At 37.4% G+C, this 25,882-nt stretch carries 23 protein-coding genes and 1 riboswitch; of the genes, 9 read left to right on the forward strand and 14 right to left on the reverse strand.

Features of this window, described 5'->3' with window-relative positions; translation table 11 throughout:
• Positions 1–5 precede the first annotated feature (5 nt).
• From AC0L3W_RS12325 to AC0L3W_RS12335, 3 genes are all read left to right on the forward strand, one after another.
• Positions 6–1,751, forward strand: a complete 1,746-nt coding sequence (locus AC0L3W_RS12325; protein ID WP_409438748.1) for a PglL family O-oligosaccharyltransferase — start codon at positions 6–8, stop codon at positions 1,749–1,751.
• A gap of 1 nt (position 1,752) precedes the next feature.
• A complete protein-coding gene (locus AC0L3W_RS12330; RefSeq protein ID WP_290039603.1) occupies positions 1,753–2,388 on the forward strand; it encodes a lytic transglycosylase domain-containing protein in 636 nt (211 codons plus the stop codon).
• Between the two features lie 171 nt (positions 2,389–2,559).
• Positions 2,560–3,702 carry a sugar transferase gene (locus tag AC0L3W_RS12335; protein WP_409438747.1) on the forward strand — a complete coding sequence of 381 codons (1,143 nt, stop codon included), beginning with the start codon at positions 2,560–2,562 and terminating at the stop codon, positions 3,700–3,702.
• Here the strand turns inward: AC0L3W_RS12335 and AC0L3W_RS12340 are convergent.
• The 13 genes from AC0L3W_RS12340 to menA form a co-directional block, all read right to left on the reverse strand.
• Positions 3,668–4,981, reverse strand: a complete 1,314-nt coding sequence (locus tag AC0L3W_RS12340) for a capsular polysaccharide export protein, LipB/KpsS family (RefSeq protein WP_409438746.1) — start codon at positions 4,979–4,981, stop codon at positions 3,668–3,670. The genes AC0L3W_RS12335 and AC0L3W_RS12340 overlap by 35 nt on opposite strands.
• A gap of 43 nt (positions 4,982–5,024) precedes the next feature.
• A complete protein-coding gene (locus AC0L3W_RS12345) occupies positions 5,025–5,813 on the reverse strand; it encodes a glycosyltransferase family 2 protein (RefSeq protein WP_409438745.1) in 789 nt (262 codons plus the stop codon).
• A 33-nt stretch (positions 5,814–5,846) separates the two neighbouring features.
• Positions 5,847–6,701: a hypothetical protein gene (locus AC0L3W_RS12350; RefSeq protein ID WP_409440386.1), complete on the reverse strand. Its 855-nt coding sequence runs from the start codon at positions 6,699–6,701 to the stop codon at positions 5,847–5,849.
• 15 nt (positions 6,702–6,716) lie between these two features.
• Complete coding sequence (locus AC0L3W_RS12355; protein WP_290039609.1) at positions 6,717–8,003, reverse strand: flippase; 1,287 nt, start codon at positions 8,001–8,003, stop codon at positions 6,717–6,719.
• Positions 8,004–8,077: 74 nt separating this feature from the next.
• The gene (locus AC0L3W_RS12360) at positions 8,078–8,461 is read right to left on the reverse strand and encodes an RNA-binding S4 domain-containing protein (RefSeq protein ID WP_409440385.1); all 384 of its coding nucleotides are present in this window, start codon (positions 8,459–8,461) and stop codon (positions 8,078–8,080) included.
• A 114-nt stretch (positions 8,462–8,575) separates the two neighbouring features.
• On the reverse strand, positions 8,576–9,694 hold the full coding sequence (thiH, locus tag AC0L3W_RS12365) for a 2-iminoacetate synthase ThiH (RefSeq protein WP_290039611.1): 1,119 nt from the start codon (positions 9,692–9,694) through the stop codon (positions 8,576–8,578).
• On the reverse strand, positions 9,691–10,491 hold the full coding sequence (locus AC0L3W_RS12370; RefSeq protein WP_290039612.1) for a thiazole synthase: 801 nt from the start codon (positions 10,489–10,491) through the stop codon (positions 9,691–9,693). Before AC0L3W_RS12370 ends, thiH begins: the two co-directional genes overlap by 4 nt.
• A gap of 2 nt (positions 10,492–10,493) precedes the next feature.
• Positions 10,494–10,694 (reverse strand): sulfur carrier protein ThiS, encoded by a 201-nt coding sequence (thiS, locus tag AC0L3W_RS12375; RefSeq protein ID WP_290039613.1) that lies wholly within the window; start codon positions 10,692–10,694, stop codon positions 10,494–10,496.
• Complete coding sequence (locus AC0L3W_RS12380) at positions 10,695–11,444, reverse strand: HesA/MoeB/ThiF family protein (RefSeq protein ID WP_290039614.1); 750 nt, start codon at positions 11,442–11,444, stop codon at positions 10,695–10,697. It abuts the gene before it with no gap.
• Positions 11,434–12,963, reverse strand: coding sequence for a thiamine phosphate synthase (gene thiE / locus AC0L3W_RS12385; RefSeq protein WP_409440384.1), 1,530 nt, complete (start codon positions 12,961–12,963; stop codon positions 11,434–11,436). The genes AC0L3W_RS12380 and thiE overlap by 11 nt, the downstream gene beginning before the upstream one ends.
• Positions 12,964–13,138: 175 nt before the next feature.
• Positions 13,139–15,121 (reverse strand): phosphomethylpyrimidine synthase ThiC, encoded by a 1,983-nt coding sequence (gene thiC, locus AC0L3W_RS12390; RefSeq protein ID WP_409440383.1) that lies wholly within the window; start codon positions 15,119–15,121, stop codon positions 13,139–13,141.
• Positions 15,122–15,216: 95 nt separating this feature from the next.
• Positions 15,217–15,353: riboswitch (TPP riboswitch) on the reverse strand.
• Between the two features lie 655 nt (positions 15,354–16,008).
• Positions 16,009–18,105, reverse strand: coding sequence for an elongation factor G (gene fusA, locus AC0L3W_RS12395; RefSeq protein ID WP_290039617.1), 2,097 nt, complete (start codon positions 18,103–18,105; stop codon positions 16,009–16,011).
• Positions 18,106–18,308: 203 nt separating this feature from the next.
• Positions 18,309–19,223, reverse strand: a complete 915-nt coding sequence (gene menA / locus AC0L3W_RS12400; RefSeq protein ID WP_409440382.1) for a 1,4-dihydroxy-2-naphthoate octaprenyltransferase — start codon at positions 19,221–19,223, stop codon at positions 18,309–18,311.
• A gap of 119 nt (positions 19,224–19,342) precedes the next feature.
• Here menA and AC0L3W_RS12405 point away from each other — a divergent pair, with 119 nt between their 5' ends.
• The 5 genes from AC0L3W_RS12405 (at position 19,343) to AC0L3W_RS12425 (ending at position 24,868) form a co-directional block, all read left to right on the forward strand.
• A complete protein-coding gene (locus AC0L3W_RS12405; RefSeq protein WP_409440381.1) occupies positions 19,343–20,641 on the forward strand; it encodes an isochorismate synthase in 1,299 nt (432 codons plus the stop codon).
• A 24-nt stretch (positions 20,642–20,665) separates the two neighbouring features.
• Positions 20,666–22,396 (forward strand): 2-succinyl-5-enolpyruvyl-6-hydroxy-3-cyclohexene-1-carboxylic-acid synthase, encoded by a 1,731-nt coding sequence (gene menD, locus AC0L3W_RS12410; protein WP_409440380.1) that lies wholly within the window; start codon positions 20,666–20,668, stop codon positions 22,394–22,396.
• The gene (gene menH, locus AC0L3W_RS12415; protein WP_290039621.1) at positions 22,383–23,162 is read left to right on the forward strand and encodes a 2-succinyl-6-hydroxy-2,4-cyclohexadiene-1-carboxylate synthase; all 780 of its coding nucleotides are present in this window, start codon (positions 22,383–22,385) and stop codon (positions 23,160–23,162) included. Before menD ends, menH begins: the two co-directional genes overlap by 14 nt.
• 39 nt (positions 23,163–23,201) lie before the next feature.
• Positions 23,202–24,044 carry a 1,4-dihydroxy-2-naphthoyl-CoA synthase gene (gene menB / locus AC0L3W_RS12420; RefSeq protein WP_290039622.1) on the forward strand — a complete coding sequence of 281 codons (843 nt, stop codon included), beginning with the start codon at positions 23,202–23,204 and terminating at the stop codon, positions 24,042–24,044.
• Positions 24,045–24,265: 221 nt separating this feature from the next.
• Entirely contained in the window at positions 24,266–24,868 is a 603-nt protein-coding gene (locus AC0L3W_RS12425) for a peroxiredoxin (RefSeq protein ID WP_290039623.1), read from the forward strand.
• 67 nt (positions 24,869–24,935) lie between these two features.
• Here the strand turns inward: AC0L3W_RS12425 and AC0L3W_RS12430 are convergent, their stop codons facing one another.
• Positions 24,936–25,241 (reverse strand): c-type cytochrome, encoded by a 306-nt coding sequence (locus AC0L3W_RS12430; protein WP_409440379.1) that lies wholly within the window; start codon positions 25,239–25,241, stop codon positions 24,936–24,938.
• 256 nt (positions 25,242–25,497) lie between these two features.
• On the opposite strand from AC0L3W_RS12430, the gene AC0L3W_RS12435 reads away from it, so the two are divergent.
• Positions 25,498–25,728 carry a YheU family protein gene (locus AC0L3W_RS12435; RefSeq protein WP_290039625.1) on the forward strand — a complete coding sequence of 77 codons (231 nt, stop codon included), beginning with the start codon at positions 25,498–25,500 and terminating at the stop codon, positions 25,726–25,728.
• The last annotated feature ends 154 nt before the right edge of the window (positions 25,729–25,882 follow it).

Genomic DNA, 25,882 nt, shown 5'->3' on the forward strand with positions numbered 1-25,882 from the left:
GATAAATGGACTTACAACAAAAGCTAACACGTGCCTTCTTTATCAGTTTTACATTGTTAATGGGGCTAGGCGCGCACTACTTTCAACATAACCAAGGTGGTAGTGGGTTACAATTAGCTGTAAACAACGTTGTTTGGATATTTTTCTCTCTTTTAATTGGCTTAGGCCTTTGGCAGATCACCGCCCAACAAAAAATTATCTACTCCAAGTACACTGCCATTGTATTTATTGCTTTAGGTTTGTTTTTTCTACCCTTAGCGTACCCCAATAATGCCTTAGCAGATCAAAGCTATACCCGGCTATTAGGATTATTCGCAGGTGTGCTGCTATTTCTTAGCCTACAACAATTTAGTTTTACGCGAGAACAAATTATTAAGCTATTACTACTCATTGTATTAGCAGGCTTTATTCAAGCTTGTTATAGCTTGATGCAAGATTACTTGTTACCAGCCCGTAATTACTTTGGTTATAGCGTCGGTTATGGTCGTCCTTATGGCATCTTCCAACAACCTAACGTGCTTGCCAGCTTTATGGCGACTACGCTTATTTTAAGTGGCTACTTGTTACAACAGGTACAGGATAAAAGACTACAAGCATTTTTACTGTTAACTGCATTATTAAATATGTGGGTGATCAGCATTGCCATGTCTCGTACTGGTTATTTAGGCACTCTCATCGGGTTATTGCTACTTTTACCTTGGGCATGGCAAAGTAATAAGAAACGCGTCAGTTTATTTGTACTCGCTGTCATATTAGGGATAGGTTTTGCTTCTTTAAAAGGTGATGCATTAGGTGCGCGTAATGTAGAAGCAATGAAAGAAGGTGGCGCTCGTATTGAAATGTATCAACACGGTTGGCACATGATCAAAGAAAGGCCTTTATTAGGATATGGTTACGGCAGTTTTGAAAAAGAATACCTCTTAAGTCATGCTGAACGTGTTAAAAATGGCGAACTTAACAAGTTTTCTCAAGTATTGACCCATCCTCATAACGATCTTATATTTTGGGCGATTGAAGGAGGGATAGCACCTATTTTAGGTATGTTGCTATTAGTGCTTACCTTCTTTTATCGACTATGCTCATTTAACCTTAGCAAAGCACTCGCGTTACTTGCCTTAGTGGTACCCATTGGCTTACATACACAAACTGAATATCCTTTATACCATTCCGCATTGCATTGGCTGGTATTAATGGTCTTAGTCTTTTATGTGGATTCAGAGTCACAAAAAAATAATGAAAAAAACTTTTCGCCCACCTTCTTTTTACGCGTTGCAGGTACATTAATTCCATTATTTACTGCTATTTTCATGATCACTAATCTATTTGCGATTCATGCAGTTACGCATTTTGAACGTAGCCAAACACGTGACCTTCGAGAGATCATCAATATTGTCAATCCTTTGGTATTTGAAGATAACTTATCTTTTCATCTTTACAACTTCCGTTTAACCAATGCGATTAACACAGGTAATCAAGCTGAAATGGAGAAAGTGATATTAGGTTTAGAAAAAACCATTTACAGCACACCTAAACCGTTTTTCTATCATTTGCTTTATATTGCCTATCAACATCATAACCAACCAGAAAGAGCAGCCGAAGTACTAGCTTATGCACGTTATTTATATCCGGGAGATAGCGGTTTAAAGAATGCAGATAAAGTGAAAGAGAGCGCATCAGAAAGGACCTCTGTCGCAGTAACTACAAGCCAAGCAACCTCTTCTGCTAATATCAGTAGCGAGGCTCAGCCATAATATGAAAGTATTCCGCTCACTATTTGGCTTTATCGCTTTATTACTAAGCGGACTATTCAGCACCAGTCACGCTGACATTTATATGTATACCGATAAAAATGGTAATAAATACTTTTCTGAGCGCAAAGAAAATGAAAACTACACGCTTCTATTACGCAGTGACACGAATAAAAAGCCCACTAGCTTTAGAAACTGGAAAGCGAAAAGCTATACCAACATATCAATTCCACGTGATAAAACCTTACAAAGAAAGTATCACCCCATCATTTTAAAAGCAGCAGAGAAAAACCAATTAGATCCAGCATTCTTACATGCGGTGATCACTGCAGAATCTGCGTATCAACGTAATGCAGTATCTTCCGCTGGGGCACAGGGGCTAATGCAACTAATGCCTGAAACAGCCAAGCGTTTTTCCGTCACCGATGCTTTTGACCCAACACAGAATATCTATGCCGGGGCATTATATTTAAAAATATTATTAAAAGAATTTAAAACAAGAGAGCTTGCTGCCGCAGCTTATAATGCAGGAGAAGGAGCAGTCAGGCGCTATAAACGCCAAATTCCTCCATACCCAGAAACACAGAAATATGTATCTAAGGTATTAACCTTCTACCAATATTATCAACATAATTTATAACTTTAGCTAAAAGGAATATAGTTAATCTTCCTGAAATAGAAAACTTAACCCCTTAATTTATCTTTGTATGAGTAGTTATTAGTAATGTATAAAACCCAACAATTTTTTTCCAATAAATACGTTACTTATGCGATTGGTTTAATCTTAATTTATGCCATCATAGACTTATTTATGCCACTCTCATATACAACGGTTTACAACAGTTTGCTAATTACAGTAGCCGTTTATTCTAGCTGCGTAATTACCCTACCTAGAGTCACTAAGTTTTTATTAGTCGACAAAAGTTTATATGTATTGCCTGTGATGCTATCACTTTACAGTATCGCGATTATTGCTATCGTTTTATTACGTATCGAATACTCTCGCCCTACTCTCATTTATGGATTTGCCGTAGTTCTATTCTGGCTACTGATAAGTGCACGATTTAACCACCAAAGCTCTATTTTAAAACTACAAGCTATCGATAATTTCACTCTTTCATCATTTAATAGCAACCAACATATCGAAATTGAAACTATCAATTCACCTTATAATCTGAAACAAATTAAAGATGGTCTAGTAGTAAATTTACATAAATCACTAACTGCAGAGCAAGAGAAGTTTATTGCTGACTGCAGCATCAATAACAAGGTTGTTTACCACTCAGAAACGATTAAAGAGATGATTGAAGGCAAAGTGCAAACCACTCATCTATCAGAAAATGCGCTCAATGCTTTAAACACTAACCCTAGCTATCGCTTAATCAAACGTTTCATAGAAACAGGGCTAATACTATTAAGCCTCCCAGTATTTTTACCATTAATGTTAATCATCAGCATCGCAATCAAACTAGAGAGTAAAGGTCCGGTTTTCTATACACAAAAGCGAATAGGACAAGGTGGAAAAATATTCAAGATTTACAAACTAAGAAGTATGGAAGTTGGTTGCCCAAAGGCAGACTCTAAATTCGCCACAGAAGAACATGCAAGAGTCACCAATATTGGCCGATTTATCCGTAAAACCCGTATAGATGAAGTACCGCAGTTTTTTAATGTAATAAAAGGTGAGATGGCCTTAATCGGTCCAAGACCAGAGCAAGAAAGCTTTGTAAAAGCCTTTGAAGCAGATATCCCATTTTATGGTTACCGCCACATGGTAAAACCCGGCATTACAGGTTGGGCACAAACAGTGCAAGGTTATACTGCAGACACAGATTCTACCCGAGAGAAGCTCGCACACGATCTCTACTACATCAAACACCTATCATTCTGGCTCGATGTAAACATCTTCTTTAAAACGCTTAAAACCATGCTAACGGGGTTTGGGGCGAAGTGAGTTGTTTAAGACTTTGTTTTTCTATCAACAGTTTAACCTTTGCTAACATATCAGCATCATAGTTAAACAAATTACCATTTACTTGATATTCTTGCTTTAAATAGTAAATAAATTTATCAATTAATTGACGATCTATTTCAACTTGGTTGTTTAAACAAGTTTTTAAATCTTTTCGAAAACTATCAATAGATGAAGCGATACATAATTTAGAAATTTTATAAAAAGCCTCACCTAACACAATAACTTGCTTGTATTGTTGAATAGCTTCAAACCCCACCGTAGAGTTTATAGTAATGATAAACTCACTATCTTTTATTAACTGTGTCGTTGAATTATTTGAAATAATACTCCTAGCATCAAACTTATATTTTTGCCCTTTATCCATAGGATGTTGTTTGAAGACTAATGATAAGTCACTCTGCTCAGCATAAAATGTATGTTCAATATGGTAAATAAAAGCTTGTATACTTTCATACTGACTATGTACCAAAATTTGCGTATCAGTATTCACCTGTAGAGGAATAAAAATATACTTTTTAGGTAATGCAGGAATTAATTTAGCCTTTAACTTCTTTCTTTGTTTTAAAAATAGAAAGGCATAACTAAGTAAGCTATAACCTTGGTTCGCTAGATGGGAATTTAATTTGAAAAGATCACCAAAATAATTAAAACATAAAAAAAGAGCGAATTTCAAATTAACTTTAAAGCTCTTATATCGACCAATTGAATAATCTTTAAAAGGAAGGTTCTTTACAGTAACCTCCTCATAAAAATGAATATTTTTCGAGATACTGCTATAAGCGTTAACACCTTGAAAATCAATGGTTGTAGTATGAGGCCGAAACAAACCACGTTCAGTAATTAAGTAACGTATATCTAATTCATTACAAACCTGAATTGCCAGAGCATGCTGCCAACGTAAGTCGTTATGCATGAGAACAAAATCTATTTTTTTTTCATTAATAAAATAACGTAAAAAGGCAATATATTTAGCCATATAAATAAAATCAGTTTCACTAGGCTCTATTTTTTCGTGCTTTCTAGTTTTTTCCGTAAATAAACTCTTTGTATTTTTAGCAATGTAAAGATCATCTGACGAATATGGGTGATGCTTAATTTTCTCATCAACAATAAATTTATGGGATCCTTTTAAATAGATTAAATTCCCTAAATTAAAAACAAAACTATAAACATCAGATGATAGGCAATGCGCAAGATCGCAATGAAAATTACTGTAAGAAGGTTCGAGGATTAAGATTTTATTCATTGCATTCGCCACTTATATTCCTAAAAACACAAGAAAATTTTGTAAAACGAGTTAATTATTTAAATTTTATATGAAAAATAATCTTCATATAAAAAAGCTTTAACCTCATATAAAACTTATATCCGTAGCTAATGCTTTTACTAGACGTCAAGCTAACTATTAATTTTTTATAGTTATTGATACTGTTTATGTACTGTTCTTTTGTCCTCATATCTGTAATTTGATTTTTTTCATGGACATCATTCCAATACGCGACAGGCGTAAAAATATATTTACACTTAAATTTTGTTATCAATTCGATATGTAGTTGTGTATCTTGAAATTTATCCAAGCTTTCGTCGAATATTATTATATTAAACACATTTCTTTTTATTAAAGAAGAATTAGTATGTAAATACTTAACCGCTTTTAATGTTTTAATGTAACGGTCACTTAAATATTTATGTTTTATTTTTTGATATGGTTGGCTTTTTTTAATGATTTTTCCAAAAACCACATGTAAAGAATCATCTTTTTTAAACTCGTTTAATAGCAATTCAATTTTTTCAGGGAAGTATTCATCATCATCATCGAGGAAACAAATAAAGTCCCCCCTTGCTAATCCTACTCCAATATTTCTAGATTTAGCACCACCTAAATTAAGTTTATTTCTATGATAGTGGATTGGGATATTAGTATTCAATTCGCTTAGATCAGGAGGAGTAGATGAAAAGTCATCAACAATAATGATTTCTATATTGGGATAAGTTTGCACTAGAATACTGTTGATAGCATTCATAAATAACTCACCACGATCTCGAGTTGGTAAAATAACAGAAACTGAATTAAGACCCATTTGTAGCATATTAGTCGTCACTTTTAGAATATAAGGAAAACCTTATTTATTATTTTTATAATGCCTTCCTGAAAAAAATGCCTTACATAAACTTCTCGCATTGATAGTTTGTCTTTGCTTTAAAATAACACGAAAAAAAATAGTAATTAAGTCCTTGGATAAAGTTAAAATACACTTCGAATTTGAATAATAATATCTAAATATTAACCCCCTCTCATAGCTTCTTTCTAAACATCTAAAGCTTTTAACTTCATTACTTTCTTTTTCCAAGCGAGATAGCGAATGAATAAATCCAGGAATAATATTTATCCGACTTGTTAATTTACTATAAAAAATTCGAAGAAAAAACGTAGTATCTACACCATAAAAATAAAACCTTTCATCAAAAACATTCCCATAGTTTTTTTTCATAAAAACCGCAAAGTCTCTGCCAATAACTAAACCACTACCTATTGATATCACTTTACTTTTGCCAGTTATATTTATACCAAAATAGTATGGTTTATTCTGAATTTTAGGGTACACCACCTGATTTTTAAAACTTATAATTGGTAGAGAAATGCAAGTTACTTCAGACTTACACGATGCCAAAATATATGGAGCAGTTAAGTTTGAGTCATCGTCTAAAAAAATATACCTTTTTGCATCATAACAAGATAAAAATCTATTATAAATAACTGCCAAGGATTCATTATGTAATGTTTCTTCAAAAAAAACTTCGTACCCTAAGTTACGATAAAGAGCAACTTCAGTTTTTTTAAAACTTTTAGGACCATTATTCCAGATCACTAATTTCGCATTCAAATAATGAACAACAGAACTAAGTAAAGAATTAAGAGTTTTACTTTCATTTGGTTGATTGTTGTAAAGTAAAACTAAAATAGCAGTTTCAGTCATTTATTGTTACCTATGTTATATTTTAAAGCATAACCAAGTTGTTAAATTAGTTATTCTCCATACATGTATTACCATTAAAAGGTTATTAATAAAAAGGCTTAAAGAGATTGAAATTGCTGCCCCAAAGCTACCGTAATAAGGGATCAATATAGTAAGTAAAAATACATTTATACTTACCGTTATAATAACCGTTCTTAATGCTAAATTTTCATTACCAGTCATATTTAAAACTAAACCACTAGACCCCATTAAAAGTTTCATCGCTTGTCCGATACAAAGAATAATTAAAATAGGATAAGCAGCAAGATATTCATCGCCGAATAATAAACTAATAAAGAAGTCACCGAAAAAAACTAATGCTAAAATAATAGGCAGTGAAACAAGACAACTTAAACGTACACTTTTAGTTAATAACATTTGTGTCGCTTTTAAATTTCCCTCTTTATATAAACGCGCCACATTCGGCATAATAACCATGTTTATCGCAGATAACCCTAAAGATACTAATGTGACACCTTGCATTGCAACTTTAAAATAAGCCACTGATTCAATGTCTCCCCAAAACCCTAAAAAAACACTTGCTAATTCAGTATTGAGCGTTCCGATAAAAGCAATCAACGTAAACGGTAATAAAGCTTTATGCCATGTTTTAATGACATAGTTAGTAGTCGCATTATGTAATGTTACTAACAGTTTCTTTCTAATCAAAAAAGCACTAATGATAAATGCAGAAAAAGCAGATAAAAGAGAAAGGTAAAGCAAGCTGTAGGCAGTAAGTTCACCATAAAAAGAAACACTGCAAGACAAAATAACGAGTGTCATTAATGGAGCAAAAATTTGGGTAGGTAATTGCGCGAAGATAGGTTTTCTAAATCCATTAAACACTGCGCCTTGTTGTGCTAATAGGCCTTTAATTGGAATTAAGAAAATGGCTATCCAAAGCAAGTCAGATAGAGAAGACTCAAAGAAATTAAAATATAAAGCACCACTCATTATTAGCATCACTGTCAAAGAAATACTTAATACATAAATACGAGACCAATTAATAACGCCTTTTAATAATCCCCACTTTTCCTCTAAATGAAAATTCGCAATTTCTCTAACCAATAAGTTGGGTAAGCCTGCAACAGCAGGTAAAGTAGCCATAGCAACAATAGACAAAACAAAGCTATATAAACCAAACTGCTCAGGACCAAGATAACGCGCGTAAATAATGCCTAAGACCATCGCCAAGCAACGACTAATAATCATGACCCCTGCTGTACCAGTAAACTTTCTATAGAGAGAAGTTGGCTCGCTCATTTTTATACATCCGTGCTGACAAAGCGTTTATTACATAAAAAGAAAAATTCCGCTTTAAAGGAGTAAATACGCTTTTAAAAACTAATCGGCTTACGTGGTTTCTTCGCCTTAGGCGCGTTGTTACTTTCCACGGGCTCAAATGAGGCTTGATAGTCTGATTGGGATTCGGCTTGCTGCTCTGTTGCAACAGACTCCTCTACAAACTCATAATCTTGGGTTTCACCGGTTAAGGCGATTTGCAGGTATTGTTCGTTGAAGTAGATTAAATCACCGGCGTAGATTTTTTTTCGCTTTTGCGTTTCTACTTCACCGTTTAATGAGACATATCCTTCTGCGATAGCTTGTTTAGCTTCGCCGCCACCAGAGACTAGGTTAGCGATTTTTAATATTTTATACAGAGCAGTTGGCTCTTCGCGAATTTCGATTAAGGTAGCGTAGATTTCTTGTTCATCGGACATGTTTTATTCTCATTTATAATACCAAGCATACTTATTTCATATCCTTGGTATAATTTATTGGTTGTTATACCTATCGCGCTCATTCACTGATTTATGTCTCTGTGAGCATAACTATTACTTTCCTGTCAGGCTATGGTCCCAATCTTTCCAGACCACTTCATAACCTTGTGCTTTTACTAGATTTGCCATGGTTGCTGGTGAGCGCTCATCGCTTATTTCAAATTGCTCTAGGGCTTTGTCTGCTTGTTCAGCATAACCACCGGGTTGTGTACTTGAACCTGCACTTAGTGATGTAATGCCTAACGGTAACACATGGTTTCTGAAATGTTCAGATTCACGAGTGGATAACGATAACTCAACCTCAGGATTAAACAAACGATAAGCACAAATTAATTGCACGAGTTGCCTATCATCCATCACGGATTTTATTTCCATGCCGCCTTCACAAGGACGCAAACGAGGGAAAGAGATAGTATAACGTGTTTGCCAGTATTTTTTCTCTAGGTAGTTTAAGTGTGCTGCCACATAAAAACAATCTGTTCGCCACTCTTCCAAGCCAATTAAACTGCCTAATCCCATTTTATGGATGCCAGCCTTACCGAGTCTGTCATGCGTGTTGAGACGATAAATGAAATCTGATTTTTTTCCTTTTAGGTGATGCTCCGCATAAGTGATCGGATTATAGGTTTCTTGGTAGACCAATACTGCATTCACGCCATATTCAATCAGTTCACTATATTCATCTTGATCAAGGGGCTGTACTTCTATGGTTATGTTGGCAAAGTACTTTTTAATAATAGGTAAAGCTTGTTTGAAATAATCGATACCTACTTTACGCTCAGATTCTCCGGTCACAATTAAGATATGATCAAAGCCCATTTTTTTAATAGCGATACATTCATTCTCAATCTCTTGCATGTCGAGTGTTTTACGACGCAATGCGTTATGCATAGAGAAGCCACAGTAAGTACAAATATTGCTGCACATATTCGACAAATACAGTGGGATATAAAACTGCTGTGTTTTGCCAAACCGCTGTAAAGTTAACTGTTGAGATTTTTGTGCCATTTGCTCTAAGAAAGGCGCAGCTGCGGGGCTGATTAACGCTTTAAAATCTTCTAAGTCTAAACGTGACTTAGATAATGCGCGCTGTACATCTGATGCTGTTTTAGCATAAATCGACAAACGTACATCATCCCATTGATACTCTTTTATTTTATCGCTGAAATTCACAGGCTCGCCTCTAAGAATGCGGTTAATGGGCTCGATGCAACGGCTTCTGTACTTTGCCCGCCTAACCCTGCTAGATAAGCTTGGCGGCCTGCTTGCACTGCGTTAGCGAAAGCTTGACTCATGGCGATCGGGTTTCCTGCAACCGCAATGGCGGTATTTACTAGTACAGCATCAGCGCCCATCTCCATGGCTAAAGCCGCATGGGAAGGACTACCTAACCCTGCATCAACAATCACAGGTACATTAGCTTGCTCAATAATAATTTCAAGAAATTCAGCTGTTTTGATGCCTTTATTAGAGCCAATAGGCGCGCCTAATGGCATGACTGCAGCACAGCCAGCGGTTTCTAAGTGTTTACATAATACTGGATCTGCATGTACATAAGGCAAGACGATAAAGCCCTTATTTGCCAATGCTTCGGCTGCTTTTAAGGTTTCGATAGGATCTGGTAAGAGATATTTAGGATCTGGATGAATTTCTAATTTCACCCAATTAGTTTGTAAAGCTTCACGAGCTAACTCTGCAGCAAATACCGCTTCTTTGGCATTACGAGCACCAGAGGTATTGGGTAATAAATTCATGCCATTTTTAATTAAAGGTGCAAGAATATCATCATCTTTATGCTGCATATCAACACGTTTTAGTGCCATGGTCACCAGTTCTGATTTTGATGCTTTTAACGCAGCGACCATAGTTTGTTGGTCATTAAATTTACCCGTACCGGTAAACAAACGAGAGTGAAAATGTTTATCACCGATAATCAGTTGATCTTGTTGTTTCATTTCTTCAAATAACATAGTTACCCACCTGCAATGGCTTGAAACAGAGAGATATTATCTCCCTCATTGATATTATATTGCGTCCATTCTGAACGGCTAATCACCTGCATATTGACAGCGACTGCGCTGCCTATTAATGGTTTTTCTAAATGCACTAATAATTGCTCAAGATTCATTGAATTTGGCAATATTAATGCTTGTTCATTCACTTGTATTTTCATTTAGGCTTGTCCGCATACAGGGCATTGAGGGTCTTTATTAATGGCGAAGGTTTGCCAATCTAAGGATTTTCCATCAAACAGTTTTAATTTATTTTTAATGCCGGAAGGTAAACCAACAAAGTATTTAATAGCTTCTAAAGCTTGCAAAGTACCGATAGTGCCAACTACGGGTCCGATAATGCCAGAATTACTGCAATTCAACGTTTGCTCTTCAGAGCTCGGAAATAAACAGTGATAACAAGGAGACTCGGCTTGGCTATGGTCAAAGAACATCAGCTGCCCTTCTAAACGAATAGCTGCCCCTACAATAAGTGGGACTTTAGCCTCAACACAGGCTTTGTTGATCATCTGTCTCGTTGCAATATTATCAGTACAATCTAAAACGAGATCGGCCATGGTTAGTTCCATACTTAACTGCTGTTCAGGCATCTGCTTATTAATGCTACGCACTTTAATATCGGAATTGAGCTGTTGGAGGCGTTGTTTCGTGACTTCTACTTTTGGCTCACCAATATCACTGCTTTGATAGGTTATTTGACGCTGTAAATTACTTACTTCAATCTCGTCAAAGTCATTCAATACTAAATGGCCAATACCCGCTGCGGCTAAATATAGAGCAGCCGGTGAGCCTAATCCACCCATTCCGATAATCAATACTTTTGCTTGTTTTAGTTTATGTTGCCCTGATTCCCCCACTTCCTCCAAAAGTAGATGGCGGCTATAACGAAGTAATTCATTATCACTTAACATTGACACTTCCTTGGCTCATGACTTGATTAAATTGATTAATTACTTGTTGTGGATCGTCGGCTTTGGTTATCGCTGTAACAACTGCAATACTACCCACACCACACTGCCATACTGCCGGTGCTCGCTCTAAATTAATGCCGCCAATAGCCACTGTAGGTGTGTTAGATAATAGCGCTGCATATTTTGCTAAGCGTTCTAAACCTTGTGGATCCGATGGCATATCTTTAGTTTGTGTTGGGAAAATATGGCCTAACGCAATGTAACTTGGTTTAAGCTGCTGTGCGCGTAATAGCTCATAATAACCGTGAGTACTCAGTCCAAGGCGTAAACCTGCATCCGCAATTAGGGGTAAATCCGCAACATCCATATCTTCTTGCCCAAGATGGACACCATAAGCTTGATGTTTGATCGCTAATTGCCAATAGTCATTAATAAATAACCTCGCTTGGTAAGCCTTACCTAAGGCAATCGCATCAATAATCTGTTGTTCGACTTGATCGTCATGTTTATCTTTTATACGTAGCTGTAAAGTTTTTACGCCCATTTTTAATAATCGCTCAATCCATTCTACCGAGTCAACGACAGGGTAAAGACCTAGTTGATTGGTATCGCAAGATGTAAAGCCCGGGCCTGCTTCTAAACGCCCAGGTAAATCTAATTCATAACCGATACTAGACTCTGGTAGCACAATCTCAGGAAAATCTTGATGGTTTGTTGGCCAACCACAATGTGCTACAGCCCCTTCACCAGCACCAAGTGCTTTAGAAGCTTTCAAACCTTGGTTAAGGTAAGCTTTTGCAATCACTAATGCGTCTTCAATAAAGTAATTTAATGCCATCGCGCCTGCTATCGCACTGGCTAACGTGCAACCTGTACCATGGGTATGAACATCCGTTAAACGCGGGCTGGTTAGGGCAATTTCTCTTGTGCCATCGCTCCAATAATCTAAGGCAACGTTATCCACCAGCTCAAAATGACCACCTTTGATTAACACACTGCCACAACCCATATCAATTAGCTTATCTACAGCGGGTTTAAAGGATTCGCCAGAAATTAAAGCATGACCAGATAAAGTTAAGACTTCATTCGCATTAGGCGTTAAAAGATCTATTTGAGGCAATAATTGTGTTTTGATGACCTCATTAATCCCCTCTTCTGCCATTTCATCACCTGTCGACGCAACTGCAACAGGGTCATAAATAACAAACGGCTTACGTGTCCAAGTTTGTTTATATAAAGCTAGCTGTTGAGCAAGAATGTTGACATGCTCAACACTTGCTAATAGGCCAATTTTAATCACTTTAGCGGGCATATCTTCCGCTAAACTAGCTAATTGTTGTGTGAACATTTTTTCAGAAACACTTTCAACAAGCTGCACTGCTTGTGAGTTTTGCGCAGTGACCGCTGATATCACAGAGCAACCATCGGCACCCAGATCATGAAACGTACAAAGATCTGCTTGAATACCAGCTCCAGCGCTAGAGTCCGATCCGGCGATTGTCCACACTATATTATTCATATTTAACCTTTAACTTATCCTAGTTATTCGTGACTAGCCGAAACTAACCATTTATATTTATTGAATATTGTACGAAAATTAGCACGAAGAGGTTTAGTTTAATTCAGTAGAAAGTGCATAACTATTAAGCATCAATTAGCACTTTCTAGGAGAGTTAAGTTAAACCTCTCAGCAACTAAGCTTTATCGAGAACAGGTGGCTGATATATCTCAGCACCACTGTCAGTAAACTCTTTCGCTTTAATTGCCATTCCTTCTTCTGCGGACATGGTAATTGTTTCATCTAATATTTTTATTGAGATTTCACCTGAATCTAACTTAGCTGTAAAATCTCGAACATCTTGGGTGATTTTCATTGAACAGAATTTAGGACCACACATTGAACAAAAATGTGCAACTTTACCTGACTCCTGCGGTAACGTTTCATCATGATATTCACGTGATGTAACAGGGTCTAAACCTAAATTAAATTGATCTTCCCAGCGGAATTCAAAACGCGCTTTAGATAAGGCATTATCACGGATTTGTGCGCCGGGATGACCTTTCGCTAAATCAGCGGCATGCGCTGCAATTTTATAAGTGATCAACCCTACTTTTACATCGTCTTTATTGGGTAAACCTAAATGCTCTTTAGGTGTCACATAACAAAGCATTGCACAGCCATACCAGCCAATTTGGGCGGCACCAATACCAGAAGTAATATGATCGTAACCCGGTGCAATATCTGTAGTGAGCGGGCCTAATGTATAAAAAGGAGCTTCGAAACATTCAGTTAACTGTTTATCCATATTTTCTTTGATCATTTGCATTGGAATATGCCCCGGACCTTCGATGATCACTTGCACATCGTATTCCCATGCTACTTTAGTTAATTCGCCTAGCACTTCTAATTCTGAGAACTGTGCTTCATCATTAGCATCAGCAACAGACCCTGGACGTAAACCATCACCTAGTGATAATGACACATCGTATTGCTGACAAATTTCACAAATTTCACGGAAGTATTCGTAAGCAAAGTTTTCTTTATGGTAAGTCAAACACCACTTAGCCATGATTGAACCTCCGCGTGAAACGATGCCTGTGACGCGCTTAGCCGTCATCGGCACAAAACGTAACAACACGCCAGCATGAATGGTAAAGTAATCCACACCTTGCTCTGCTTGCTCAATTAACGTGTCACGGAAAACTTCCCATGATAAATCTTCAACCACGCCATTTACTTTTTCTAAAGCTTGATAAATCGGCACCGTACCTATTGGCACAGGGGAATTACGTAAAATCCATTCGCGAGTTTCATGAATATTACGCCCTGTTGATAAATCCATTACCGTATCACCGCCCCAAAGCGTCGACCAAACTAACTTCTCCACTTCTTCCTCAATGGATGAAGTTACTGAAGAGTTTCCAATATTAGAGTTTACTTTTACTAAGAAATTACGACCAATAATCATCGGCTCTAATTCTGGATGGTTAATGTTTGATGGAATAATCGCACGCCCTCTCGCCACTTCAGAACGCACAAACTCAGGCGTGATTGATTCTTGTAAGTTAGCACCGTAACTTTGGCCTGCATGTTGTGACAGTAACGCATCGCATTTAATACGCTCACGACCTTGATTTTCACGAATGGCAATGTATTCCATTTCTGGCGTGATAATACCCTGACGAGCATAATGTAATTGCGTCACACATTGACCTTTTTTAGCGCGTAAAGGTTTAGGTAAATGTGTAAAACGTAATTCATTTAATGACTCATCCGCTAAACGCTCTAGCGCAAAGTTAGAAGTCACACTCTCTAATGTTTCCACATCATCACGTGCACTAATCCAAGCTTCACGTAAACGTGGTAGCCCCTTATGCACATCTATTTTAATATTAGGGTCAGTATATGGACCTGACGTATCGTATACAGGAATAGGTTCATTCTTTTCAAAAATTGGGTTTTCTTCAGAGCCGCCTACAAAGGTATCAGTTTGGTGGATTTGACGCATCGCAACTTTAATCGGATGAATTTCACCATCAATAAAGATTTTTTCTGAATTAGGATAAGACTGATTATTCAAACTTTGAATATAGTCCTGCGCAGCTTCACGTGATTCACGACGGGAAAGACCTTTACGATCTGTGGTTTTTAATGTTGAATTTACTTCTTGAGACATAGCATTCTTTACCTAGTTTAATATAAACGGTTTATAAAAGATTGCTTGTCGAATAGATGTGGAAGTTAAAAAATATCCAAGAATGGAAAATATACAGATATCTTCTACTTGTTCCCTTCGTAGGTATTAGCCCAATCAGGTTCCACGGATCCCACGCAACTGCTTTTTAAACACAGTTACTTATGTGGTCTCAGCCTTTGGGAAATTCCCATTAGCACTCCGACAAGATGCATCGAGTATAGAAGAAAAAGCTGTGGAATTAAACAGAAGAAATAATTTATTGAGATGAGATAACTTTATCAACAGCCACAAAAAAGCCCTAATGACTTTCATCATTAGGGCTCGAACTTTCAAAGATTGCTAAGAAATATTATTTCTTAGCAACTTCTTTTTCAGCTTTTACTTTTTCGACTTACTTTGTGTATTGGGCATCAGCTACTGCTGAAGGACAAGGCATGACCTTTTTGAACTCCATAGAGAACTGACCACGGCCTGAAGTCATGTACGTAGTTGAACTGAAGATGATGTGCCCAAACGCTTTTGTTAACTTCTTAAGGCCACAAAAAAGCCCTAATGACTTTCATCATTAGGGCTCGAACTTTCAAAGATTGTTAAGAAATATTATTTCTTAGCAGCTTCTTTTTCAGCTTTTACTTTTTCGACTTACTTTGGGTATTGGGCATCAGCTACTGCTGAAGGACAAGGCATGACCTTTTTGAACTCGATAGAGAACTGACCACGACCTGAAGTCATTGTACGTAGTGAACTGAAGATGATGTGCCCAAACGCTTTTGCTAACTTAACTTTTGCTAACTTCTTAAGGCCACAAAAAAGCCCTAATGACTTTCATCATTAGGGCTCGAACTTTCAAAGATTGTTAAGAAATATTATTTCTTAGCAGCTTCTTTTTCAGCTTTTACTTTTTCGATTACTGCATCAGCTACTGCTGAAGGACAAGGCATGTAGTTTTTGAACTCCATAGAGAACTGACCACGGCCTGAAGTCATTGTACGTAGTGAACCAATGTAACCAAACATTTCTGAAAGAGGTACGTCAGCTTTAATACGAACACCAGAAGCACCAGCTTCTTGACCAGCAATCATACCACGACGACGGCTAAGGTCACCGATAACGTCACCAACGTGATCGTCTGGCGTGAATACGTCAACAGACATAACAGGCTCTAGAAGTTGAGCACCCGCTTTAGGGATAGATTGACGGAATGCACCACGTGCTGCTAATTCAAATGCTACTGCAGATGAATCCACGGCGTGGAAACCACCATCGAATAATTCAACTTCAACATCTAATACAGGGAAACCAGCAAGTACACCGTTATCCATCATGCCTTCGAAACCTTTCTCGATTGCAGGGAAGAATTCTTTAGGTACGTTACCACCAACAACTGTAGATGTGAACGTAAAGCCAGTACCAGCTTCACCAGGCTTGATACGGTAATCAATTTTACCGAACTGACCAGAACCACCAGATTGTTTCTTGTGAGTGTAAGAATCTTCAACTGCTTGTGTGATTGTTTCACGGTAAGCAACTTGAGGTTCACCTACAACTAACTCAACACCGTAAGTACGTTTTAGGATATCTACTTTGATATCTAAGTGAAGTTCACCCATACCAGATAGGATAGTTTCACCTGAATCTTGGTCTGTTTCAACACGGAATGTTGGATCTTCTGCAACCATTTTACCGATAGCGATACCCATTTTCTCAGTAGAACCTTTATCTTTTGGTGTTACAGAGATAGAGATTACTGGTTCTGGGAATACCATTGCTTCAAGAATGATTGGATTTTTTGGATCACATAATGTGTGACCAGTTTGAACGTTAGACTTCATACCAACGATAGCGATGATATCACCCGCTTGTGCTGAAGTAAGTTCGTTACGGTCATCAGCTTGCATTTCACACATACGACCAACACGCTCAGTTTTACCTGTTGCAGCGTTAAGGATTGTGTCACCTTTCTTAAGAGTACCTGAGTAGATACGTACGAAAGTAAGAGAACCAAAACGGTCATCAGTGATTTTGAATGCTAATGCTTTAAATGTTTCGTCAGCAGAAACAGTTGCTACTTCGCCAGTTGGTTCACCTTCTTCATCTGTAAGAGGTTGTGGATCAACATCTGTAGGACAAGGTAAGTAATCAACAACAGCATCAAGGATAAGTTGAACACCTTTGTTTTTAAATGCAGAACCACAGTAAGTAGGGAAGAAGTCCATTGTACGAGTACCAGCACGGATACAACGCTTAACGTCTTCAATAGAAGGTTCAGTACCTTCTTCTAAGTATTCCATTAGTAGGTCTTCGTCTTGCTCTAGCGCAGTTTCGATTAACTTTTCACGGTACTCTTCTACTTTATCAACCATGTCCGCAGGAACATCTTGGATTTCATAGTTTTCTGGAAGACCAGAATCATCCCAAACGTATGCTTTACGGCTTAATAGATCAACAACACCAGAGAAGTCATCTTCAATACCGATCGGTAATACCATAACTAGTGGGTTAGCACCTAATACGTCTTCAGTTTGCTTAACAACACGGTAGAAATCAGCACCCATACGGTCTAATTTGTTTACGAAGATGATACGAGCAACTTTAGAGTCATTCGCGTAGCGCCAGTTAGTTTCTGACTGAGGCTCAACACCACCAGAACCACAGAATACACCGATACCACCATCAAGTACTTTAAGAGAACGATATACTTCAACTGTAAAGTCAACGTGTCCAGGAGTATCGATAACGTTAAAACGGTGATCGTCCCAGAAACAAGTTACAGCAGCAGATTGGATAGTAATACCGCGCTCAGCTTCCTGTTCCATGAAGTCAGTTGTAGATTCGCCGTCATGTACTTCACCAGTTTTGTGGATCTGGCCAGTAAGTTTCAAGATACGTTCTGTAGTTGTGGTTTTACCCGCATCAACGTGCGCGAAAATACCAATGTTTCTGTATTTACTTAAATCTGTCATTTTTTATACTCTGTATGTAAAAAATTGGAGGCTATATTCCCGCGGCATTATACAATCTTTGTAGTTAAACAGAACACAGTATTTAGAAAAAAGCGGAAATATGTTGTTTTTTTCTACTTTATTTTGTCATATTTTCTGAAAAACGCGAAAAAAAACCTAAACACTGTTATTTAAAACAGTATTTAGTCGCAAAATTAAGCAGTTCATGTGATCAGTGCAATAGAAAACAACAACGAAAAAACAAAAGTACTGATTGCCATATTTTTTAACTGTTCATTAAAAATTACACTCTCATTTTCAGAGCCATTCAAAGCAATGGAAATTTGCGTACAACTTTTAATTAATGGGCTAACAATTAATAAAAATAGGAATTGCCAAAATTGACTACTTGGTAAAGTATAAATATACACAGCGCTGCACATCATCGCAGCAATTAGAATTGATAGATGATAAACAAATGCTTTTTTGCGTCCAAATAAAACCACTAAAGTAATTTTATTGGCCGCTTTATCGTTTACTAGATCACGCATATTATTAATATTTAATACTGCCACGCTTAACAGGCCAATACTAACAGCGGGCAGTAGGATAGCGTGCGGTAATGTTAAGGCTTGTAAATAAAAGCTACCTAACACACCTAATAAACCAAAAAATAGAAATACAGCAATATCACCCATGGCACGATATCCATAGGGGATCTTACCCATGGTATAAGTAATTGCCGCGATAATGGCCGCGATACCTAAGCCGATAAAAACCAACCAATGTGAAAGGTCATCACCAAAAGATCGCACCAATAAAAATAAACCAGAAAGAAGACAAGCAAAGGTGACAAATATAAGTGCTTTTTGCATTGCGGTTCTGCTAATAAGTCCGCTTTGCATCATTCTTTGAGGCCCTACTCTTTGTTCATCAGCACCAGTCAATGCATCACCATAATCATTCGCTAGATTGGATAAGACCTGTAATAACAAAGCCGTTAATAAAGATAATAGAAAAATCCCCATATCAAAAACCTGATAGTGCTTAGCAAGTCCACCAGCAACAATAATAGAAGAGGCAGCCAAAGGCAGAGTACGTAAACGGCAGGCTTGAACCCAAACTTGGAATTTGTTCACTAAATAATCCTATATGAATAAAACGCTAAACGATGATATTTATCAATAACAATACAGCGGTGATGGTTAAGATAGTGTTATATAAATGTTGATTAACCAACAATAGTTGTAACGCACTAATGCCTAAATTTAAGCAATTTCAACAACAATTAATACAGGAACTACAATCATTTCGTTTTGATCATGGACAATACCCATTGCAAAACTTAATCATTGTCATTGAGCCCATTCCACTATTAGCGTTACTTAATGGCCAACAAGACACCATACACAATAACGAAGGCTTATACCCTCATATCTATTGGCAAAATAAAGAACACACGCATACGCTGGCTAGCTTTGGTAGTATTGAAACGCTAAATCATATCCCCGATACACTTAACCAACAACTTTATTTAGGTGGGCTAGCCTTCCAACAACAAGGCGAACAATGGAAAGGCTTTCCTGCAACATACTTTATTCGTCCATTAATGGTTTTTCAAATAATAGAGAATCAGTATCAAGTGGTGTTTCATTTCAATGGTAAGAATAGCGTTGATAATAGTATTAAGACAGTCAAAAAACTACAGTTACCGCAACCAACTTCACTCCTTTCACTTACACTGATAAACAGGAAAGATGCGCCCAATCAACAACAATGGTCTGAATTGGTTGGGTTAGCAATAGAATACAAAGCACTGCTTCCTAAAGTGGTGTTATCCAGAGAAACTGAGTTATGTTTTGATTGCAAAATCAACGTTTGGGATATTATGGCCTTATGGCAAGAAGCGAACATTAATAGTTTTCATTATGTATTTAAGCTCTCAGATCAACGCAGCTTTATTAGTTGTTCACCAGAACGCTTATACTCACGAAACCATCAATCTATTTCTACCGAAGCGTTAGCTGGCACAGCCCCCAGGGGGCGCAGCAATGATGAAGATCAACTTTTATTGCAAGGGTTATTACATGACAAAAAAATAGATCGAGAGAATCATATCGTACAAGAGTTTATTGTTGCGAGTTTAAAACAATTAAAAGCACAGGTAGTCAGTTCCCCTGTCCATGTGATGCAATTACAGAATGTGCAACATTTATGTGTTCCGATCAAAGCAAGCCTTCCCAAACAAGTACAAGATAGTCAACTACTACATAAATTACACCCAACACCAGCGGTCGGGGGCATTCCCAAATCATCCGCACTGCAATTTATCAATGATAATGAGCCTTATGTGAGGGGTTGGTATGCTGGAGCAGTTGGCTATATTAGCCGACATAAAAGTGATTTCAGTGTTGCAATCAGAAGTGCTTTGATTGAAAAAAATTGCATTAAGCTATTTGCTGGAGCTGGCATTGTCACAGGATCAATTGCCAGTGACGAGTGGCGAGAACTCGATAATAAAATAGAGACGATTTTAACTATTCTAAATAGTCGATAAGGAATAGATACAGGAGATTTACAGATGGATGCAGACAACTATAATTCGTTTTCATATTATCATGCAAATATTAACTTGTTATGGGCAAGCTTGTTAATAGAAGAACTGACTCGTCACGGCATTAAAGATTTTTGTATTGCACCAGGCTCTAGATCGACCCCTTTAACATTAGCAGTAGCAAATCACGCAAAAACGATACCTCATGTTCATTTTGATGAAAGAGGGTTAGGCTTCTTTGCGCTTGGTCTATGTAAAGCATCCGCTAAACCTGTTGTAATAATTACTACCTCAGGTACCGCAGTTGCAAACTTATACCCAGCAATAATAGAAGCAAGACAAAGCCACTTACCATTAATTGTTCTTTCAGCCGACAGACCACCGGAACTAATTGACTGCGCGGCTAATCAAGCGATAGAACAACAGCATATTTTTGCTCATTACCCAGTTTTTTTTAAACAGATACCTAGTCCGACCACCGAAATTCAACCTAATTATTTATTATCGTCACTAAATCAAGGGGTTGCTTTGCAAGAGATGAATCAAGGTCCTATTCATTTTAATATCAGCTTTACAGAGCCACTTTACCCTAAGCAAGAGTTGATCAATTTTAAGGATTATTTAAGTAGTTTAAAGTATTGGACTGAACAAGTTGATCCATTCATTTATTATTACCAAACAGAATCTATTACTTTATCCAGCCCTATTAATTTACCGAGCCCAAAAACATTAGTTATAGCGGGAAGACTACAGAACAAACAACAAGCTCTAGCCATTGAGCAATTTTGTATTCAACATCAACTGCCACTTTTCGCTGATGTACAGTCTCAACTGCAAAATTCAGAACAGAATATCCTTCACTATGATCTATTATTAATGAATCAAACATTTTCTGATTTGATACAAGAATCTGCGCTGATCATACAATTTTCTGACCAGCTAATTAGCAAACGACTTACTCAATTAATTGATAACAGTACGGCATCGCTTTGGGTCGTATCAGAGCACCAGCAAAGAATTGATCCTACTCACAGTGCTACTCAGCGTTTTATTACTTCGGCCAGTACTTTCGTTTGTTCCGTGGAGCAACAAAGTCACCCAGATCAAGACTGGTTAAGTAAAATAGTTAATATACAGAAAAAGCTCAACACAACATTAACAACCTATACTCATTCGCCAAATCTTAATGAAATTAACAGTATCACTTATCTGCTCAATGATTCATCCAAGCAAATTATGCTTGGTAACAGCCTTGTTATCCGTATTGCAGATATGTTCGCTTGCACAGCTGCACAAATTTATAGTAATCGAGGAGCAAGCGGCATTGATGGTTTAATAGCGACAGCGGTAGGTATTGCTAAACAAAAAAATACAGTAAGTAGCTTAGTCATTGGTGATACTTCATTCCTATATGACTTAAACTCTCTAGCCCTGTTCAAGCAACTAAATAACCCTTTTATCATATTATTATTGAATAATGATGGAGGTGGGATCTTTAATCTATTACCAGTGCCAGCAGCACAGCAACAGCAGTTTTATCAAAATCCGCATGGTCTGACCTTTGCTCAAACTTGCGCACAATTTTCCATCAATTATACAAAACCTAGAACATTTTCTGAATTTAAAGCACACTATCAAACAGCATTAATGAATAACACGCAAAATTGCACTACCCTGATCGAGGTTTGTACCGATAACACACTAACAGCACGACAATTAGACACTATCAAGGAGCAGATAAAAAATGCCATTATATAGTGAACAGCAAGGTTCAACGTCTCACCCTACGTTAGTTTTTTTACATGGATTTTTAGGCAACCGTAACGATTGGCAAAGCACCATCGAAGCACTCAAAGATGATTATCATTGTGTCACTATAGATTTACCAGGCCATGGCCGATCCGCAGGCTGTGTGATTTCACTAGAAAACGGCTTCGAAAACTGCCACCAATTAATACAATTCACCCTCGCAACATTAAATATCCACTCTTTTATATTAATTGGTTACTCCCTAGGCGGACGCATCGCCTTAGATTATGCACGCACGCAGGCAGACCAACGTTTACAGCACCTGGTATTAGAGTCTTGTCATCTAGGCTTAGACAACGAGCAAGAAAAACAACAACGACGACAATTTGATCTAGAGTGGGCATCACACTTTGCAACCAATGCCATCGATGAAAGCTTAATGCAATGGTACTCACAGCCTATTTTTAATGACCTTAATGACATTCAAAAACAATTCATTATTGAGAAACGCAGTCATAACTACGGTGTATTTCTAGCTAATATGTTGTTATCAACCAGTTTAGCGAATCAACAATGTGCCAGTCACTTTTTAAAAAAAACCGATTTACCCATTACTTATTTATATGGTGAAAAAGACACTAAATTTGCGCGGGTCGCCGCATTATTTCCAACACTTAAAAATATTAAAATCCGCTGTTTTACTGGTCTAGGTCATAATACACACCAACAAGACCCCTTAAACTATGCCAATACGATTAAGCAACTCGCTAACTAACCGCTTAATTTCGATAATGACATAAATAATGGGAGCACTATGACTGAATCAGCGCTGTATTCGACAATACAATGGCAAGTAAGCCCTTTAACTTTTGAAGATATCTATTATCACAAAGCAGAAGGCATCGCTAAAATCACCATCAACCGCCCACAAGTACGGAATGCATTTAGACCACAAACCGTCAACGAAATGATGCAAGCATTACAAGATGCACGTTATGACTCGGACATTGGTGTGGTCATTCTTACTGGCCAAGGTGACCTCGCATTCTGCTCTGGTGGAGACCAAAGTGTACGCGGTGATTCAGGTTACAAAGATCAACAAGGAGGCCATCACCTCAATGTATTAGACTTCCAACGCCAAATCCGTACCTGCCCTAAACCTATTATTGCTATGGTGGCAGGTTATGCTGTTGGTGGTGGACACGTATTACATATGATGTGTGACTTAACCATTGCTGCGGATAATGCTCAATTTGGTCAAACGGGTCCGAAAGTCGGTTCCTTTGACGGTGGCTGGGGTGCAAGTTATATGGCTCGCATTGTAGGGCAGAAAAAAGCACGAGAAATTTGGTTTCTTTGTCGTATGTATGATGCACAAGAAGCCGTTGATATGGGATTAGTAAATACCGTCGTACCGCTCATTGAATTAGAAAAAGAAACGGTTAAATGGTGTCGTGAGATATTACAAAATAGTCCAATGGCATTACGCTGTCTAAAAGCAGCCTTGAATGCAGACTGTGACGGGCAAGCAGGCTTACAAGAGTTAGCAGGTAATGCGACAATGCTTTTTTATATGAGTGAAGAAGGACAAGAAGGCAGAAACGCCTTTAATGAAAAACGTAAGCCTGATTTTAGTCAATATTCAAGAAATCCATAACCAAAAGCATGACTTCAAACGACAGTCTAAGCACACAATCTAAAATCACCAAACATCCATTAATATTGACTGCTACAATAAATTAATAATAGCAGTCACATTAATTAAGTGTTCTCTATAAAAGCATTTCATAAAGTCTTAATTTATCGCATCATAGTCGGCTACATAAAACATAAGCATTGATTCAATGTATGGCTTTGATTGAAATAAAGGAAAATCACATGGTACTAGTAGGCAAGCAAGCCCCTGATTTTACAGCGGCTGCAGTATTAGGTAATGGCGACATTGTAGATAAATTTAATCTGAAAGATTTTGCTAACGGTAAAAAAGTAGTGCTTTTCTTCTACCCATTAGACTTCACCTTTGTATGCCCTTCTGAATTGATCGCATTTGATAAACGTTTTGGAGATTTCCAAGCACGTGGTGTTGAAGTAATTGGTGTATCTATCGATTCACAATTTTCTCATCATGCATGGCGTAACACACCTATCAATAATGGCGGAATCGGAGCAGTTCAATATCCGCTTGTAGCAGATATTAAACATGAAATTTGTAAAGCATATGATGTAGAACTAGAAGAAGAAGGTGTCGCATTACGTGGTTCATTCTTAATCGATAATCAAGGCAAAGTGCGCCATCAAGTAGTAAACGACCTACCTTTAGGCCGTAACATAGATGAAATGCTACGCATGGTAGATGCATTGCAATTCCATGAAGAACACGGAGAAGTTTGCCCCGCACAATGGGCGAAAGATAAAGCCGCTATGGAAGCGTCACCTGAGGGTGTTGCTAAATACCTTGCTAGTCATTCTGACGATTTATAACCATCAACAGTAAGTCGATATAACATGGCCTGTGAAAGGCCATTTAACATATAACTACCATTAATATTTATTTTAATGATGAGTAATATGCCGCTAAGTCTTCAATATCTTGATCACTCAATGACGTAGCTTGTGGTACCATCACTGCCGATAAACCACCTTGACGCTGCCCCGCCTTATAAGCGTTCAAGGCAGATACAAGATACCCCTCATGTTGCCCTTGCAAATTAGGGTAAACAGGGACATTAGAAATACCATTAGCCCCATGGCAAGCGGCACAAGTTGCAGACTTTGCTTTCCCCGCTTCAATGTCACCTGCGAAGGTTGATAAAGGAAATGCCATTAATACTAAACCTAGTATTTTGATATTCATATAAGCTCCATTGAGAAATAATCACCGTATAATTCAAAATCCTATGATACCAAGCAAATAGGCAATATGATCTGCATTTTCCCATAAATTATGATTTAACAGCTAAGTCATTCAACACAGAGATTTTATGGGAAACGATATATTCAGAATCATATAATTAGCTATCGACTAATTTAATTCATTTTAATAATATTATTAAAGCGATAATGTAATCTAAAAGTCGATACATCGTTTAATAAAAACAATGAGTAAAGTAATGCGTATACCCTATCAACAACTTGATGAAACCACGTTAAGTAATTTAATTGAACAGTATATTTTGCGAGAAGGGACTGATTATGGCGAAGTAGAGTTTTCATTACAGGAAAAAACACTACAGATTTTAAAGCAAGTCAAGAATGAGGACATTTATATTATGTACTCAGAGTTACATGAAAGTGTTACCTTAGTGAGCAAAGAGGCATTTTCACAGGCCCAAACTGATTAATAATAAAACAGATCAATTGCTAATTTTGTATCGACTAGTCCATAATCTGAATATTAGTTAAAAAAATGCGCTTATTTATGACAAAGATCTAATTAATTACACAACTAATACTCATAAATATTACAGAGTATGAAAAAAAAACGATACAATTCAT

The organism is Psychromonas sp. KJ10-5 (assembly GCF_055808325.1).

Coding starts and splice junctions, on each gene's coding strand:
- AC0L3W_RS12325 (WP_409438748.1), top strand. CDS start 6: ATGGACTTACAACAAAAGCTAACACGTGCCTTCTTTATCAGTTTTACA.
- AC0L3W_RS12330 (WP_290039603.1), top strand. CDS start 1,753: ATGAAAGTATTCCGCTCACTATTTGGCTTTATCGCTTTATTACTAAGC.
- AC0L3W_RS12335 (WP_409438747.1), top strand. CDS start 2,560: ATGCCACTCTCATATACAACGGTTTACAACAGTTTGCTAATTACAGTA.
- AC0L3W_RS12345 (WP_409438745.1), bottom strand. CDS start 5,813: ATGCTACAAATGGGTCTTAATTCAGTTTCTGTTATTTTACCAACTCGA.
- AC0L3W_RS12350 (WP_409440386.1), bottom strand. CDS start 6,701: ATGACTGAAACTGCTATTTTAGTTTTACTTTACAACAATCAACCAAAT.
- AC0L3W_RS12355 (WP_290039609.1), bottom strand. CDS start 8,003: ATGAGCGAGCCAACTTCTCTCTATAGAAAGTTTACTGGTACAGCAGGG.
- AC0L3W_RS12360 (WP_409440385.1), bottom strand. CDS start 8,461: ATGTCCGATGAACAAGAAATCTACGCTACCTTAATCGAAATTCGCGAA.
- AC0L3W_RS12370 (WP_290039612.1), bottom strand. CDS start 10,491: ATGTTATTTGAAGAAATGAAACAACAAGATCAACTGATTATCGGTGAT.
- thiS (WP_290039613.1), bottom strand. CDS start 10,694: ATGAAAATACAAGTGAATGAACAAGCATTAATATTGCCAAATTCAATG.
- AC0L3W_RS12380 (WP_290039614.1), bottom strand. CDS start 11,444: ATGTTAAGTGATAATGAATTACTTCGTTATAGCCGCCATCTACTTTTG.
- thiE (WP_409440384.1), bottom strand. CDS start 12,963: ATGAATAATATAGTGTGGACAATCGCCGGATCGGACTCTAGCGCTGGA.
- thiC (WP_409440383.1), bottom strand. CDS start 15,121: ATGTCTCAAGAAGTAAATTCAACATTAAAAACCACAGATCGTAAAGGT.
- fusA (WP_290039617.1), bottom strand. CDS start 18,105: ATGACAGATTTAAGTAAATACAGAAACATTGGTATTTTCGCGCACGTT.
- AC0L3W_RS12405 (WP_409440381.1), top strand. CDS start 19,343: ATGCCTAAATTTAAGCAATTTCAACAACAATTAATACAGGAACTACAA.
- menD (WP_409440380.1), top strand. CDS start 20,666: ATGGATGCAGACAACTATAATTCGTTTTCATATTATCATGCAAATATT.
- menH (WP_290039621.1), top strand. CDS start 22,383: ATGCCATTATATAGTGAACAGCAAGGTTCAACGTCTCACCCTACGTTA.
- menB (WP_290039622.1), top strand. CDS start 23,202: ATGACTGAATCAGCGCTGTATTCGACAATACAATGGCAAGTAAGCCCT.
- AC0L3W_RS12425 (WP_290039623.1), top strand. CDS start 24,266: ATGGTACTAGTAGGCAAGCAAGCCCCTGATTTTACAGCGGCTGCAGTA.
- AC0L3W_RS12430 (WP_409440379.1), bottom strand. CDS start 25,241: ATGAATATCAAAATACTAGGTTTAGTATTAATGGCATTTCCTTTATCA.
- AC0L3W_RS12435 (WP_290039625.1), top strand. CDS start 25,498: ATGCGTATACCCTATCAACAACTTGATGAAACCACGTTAAGTAATTTA.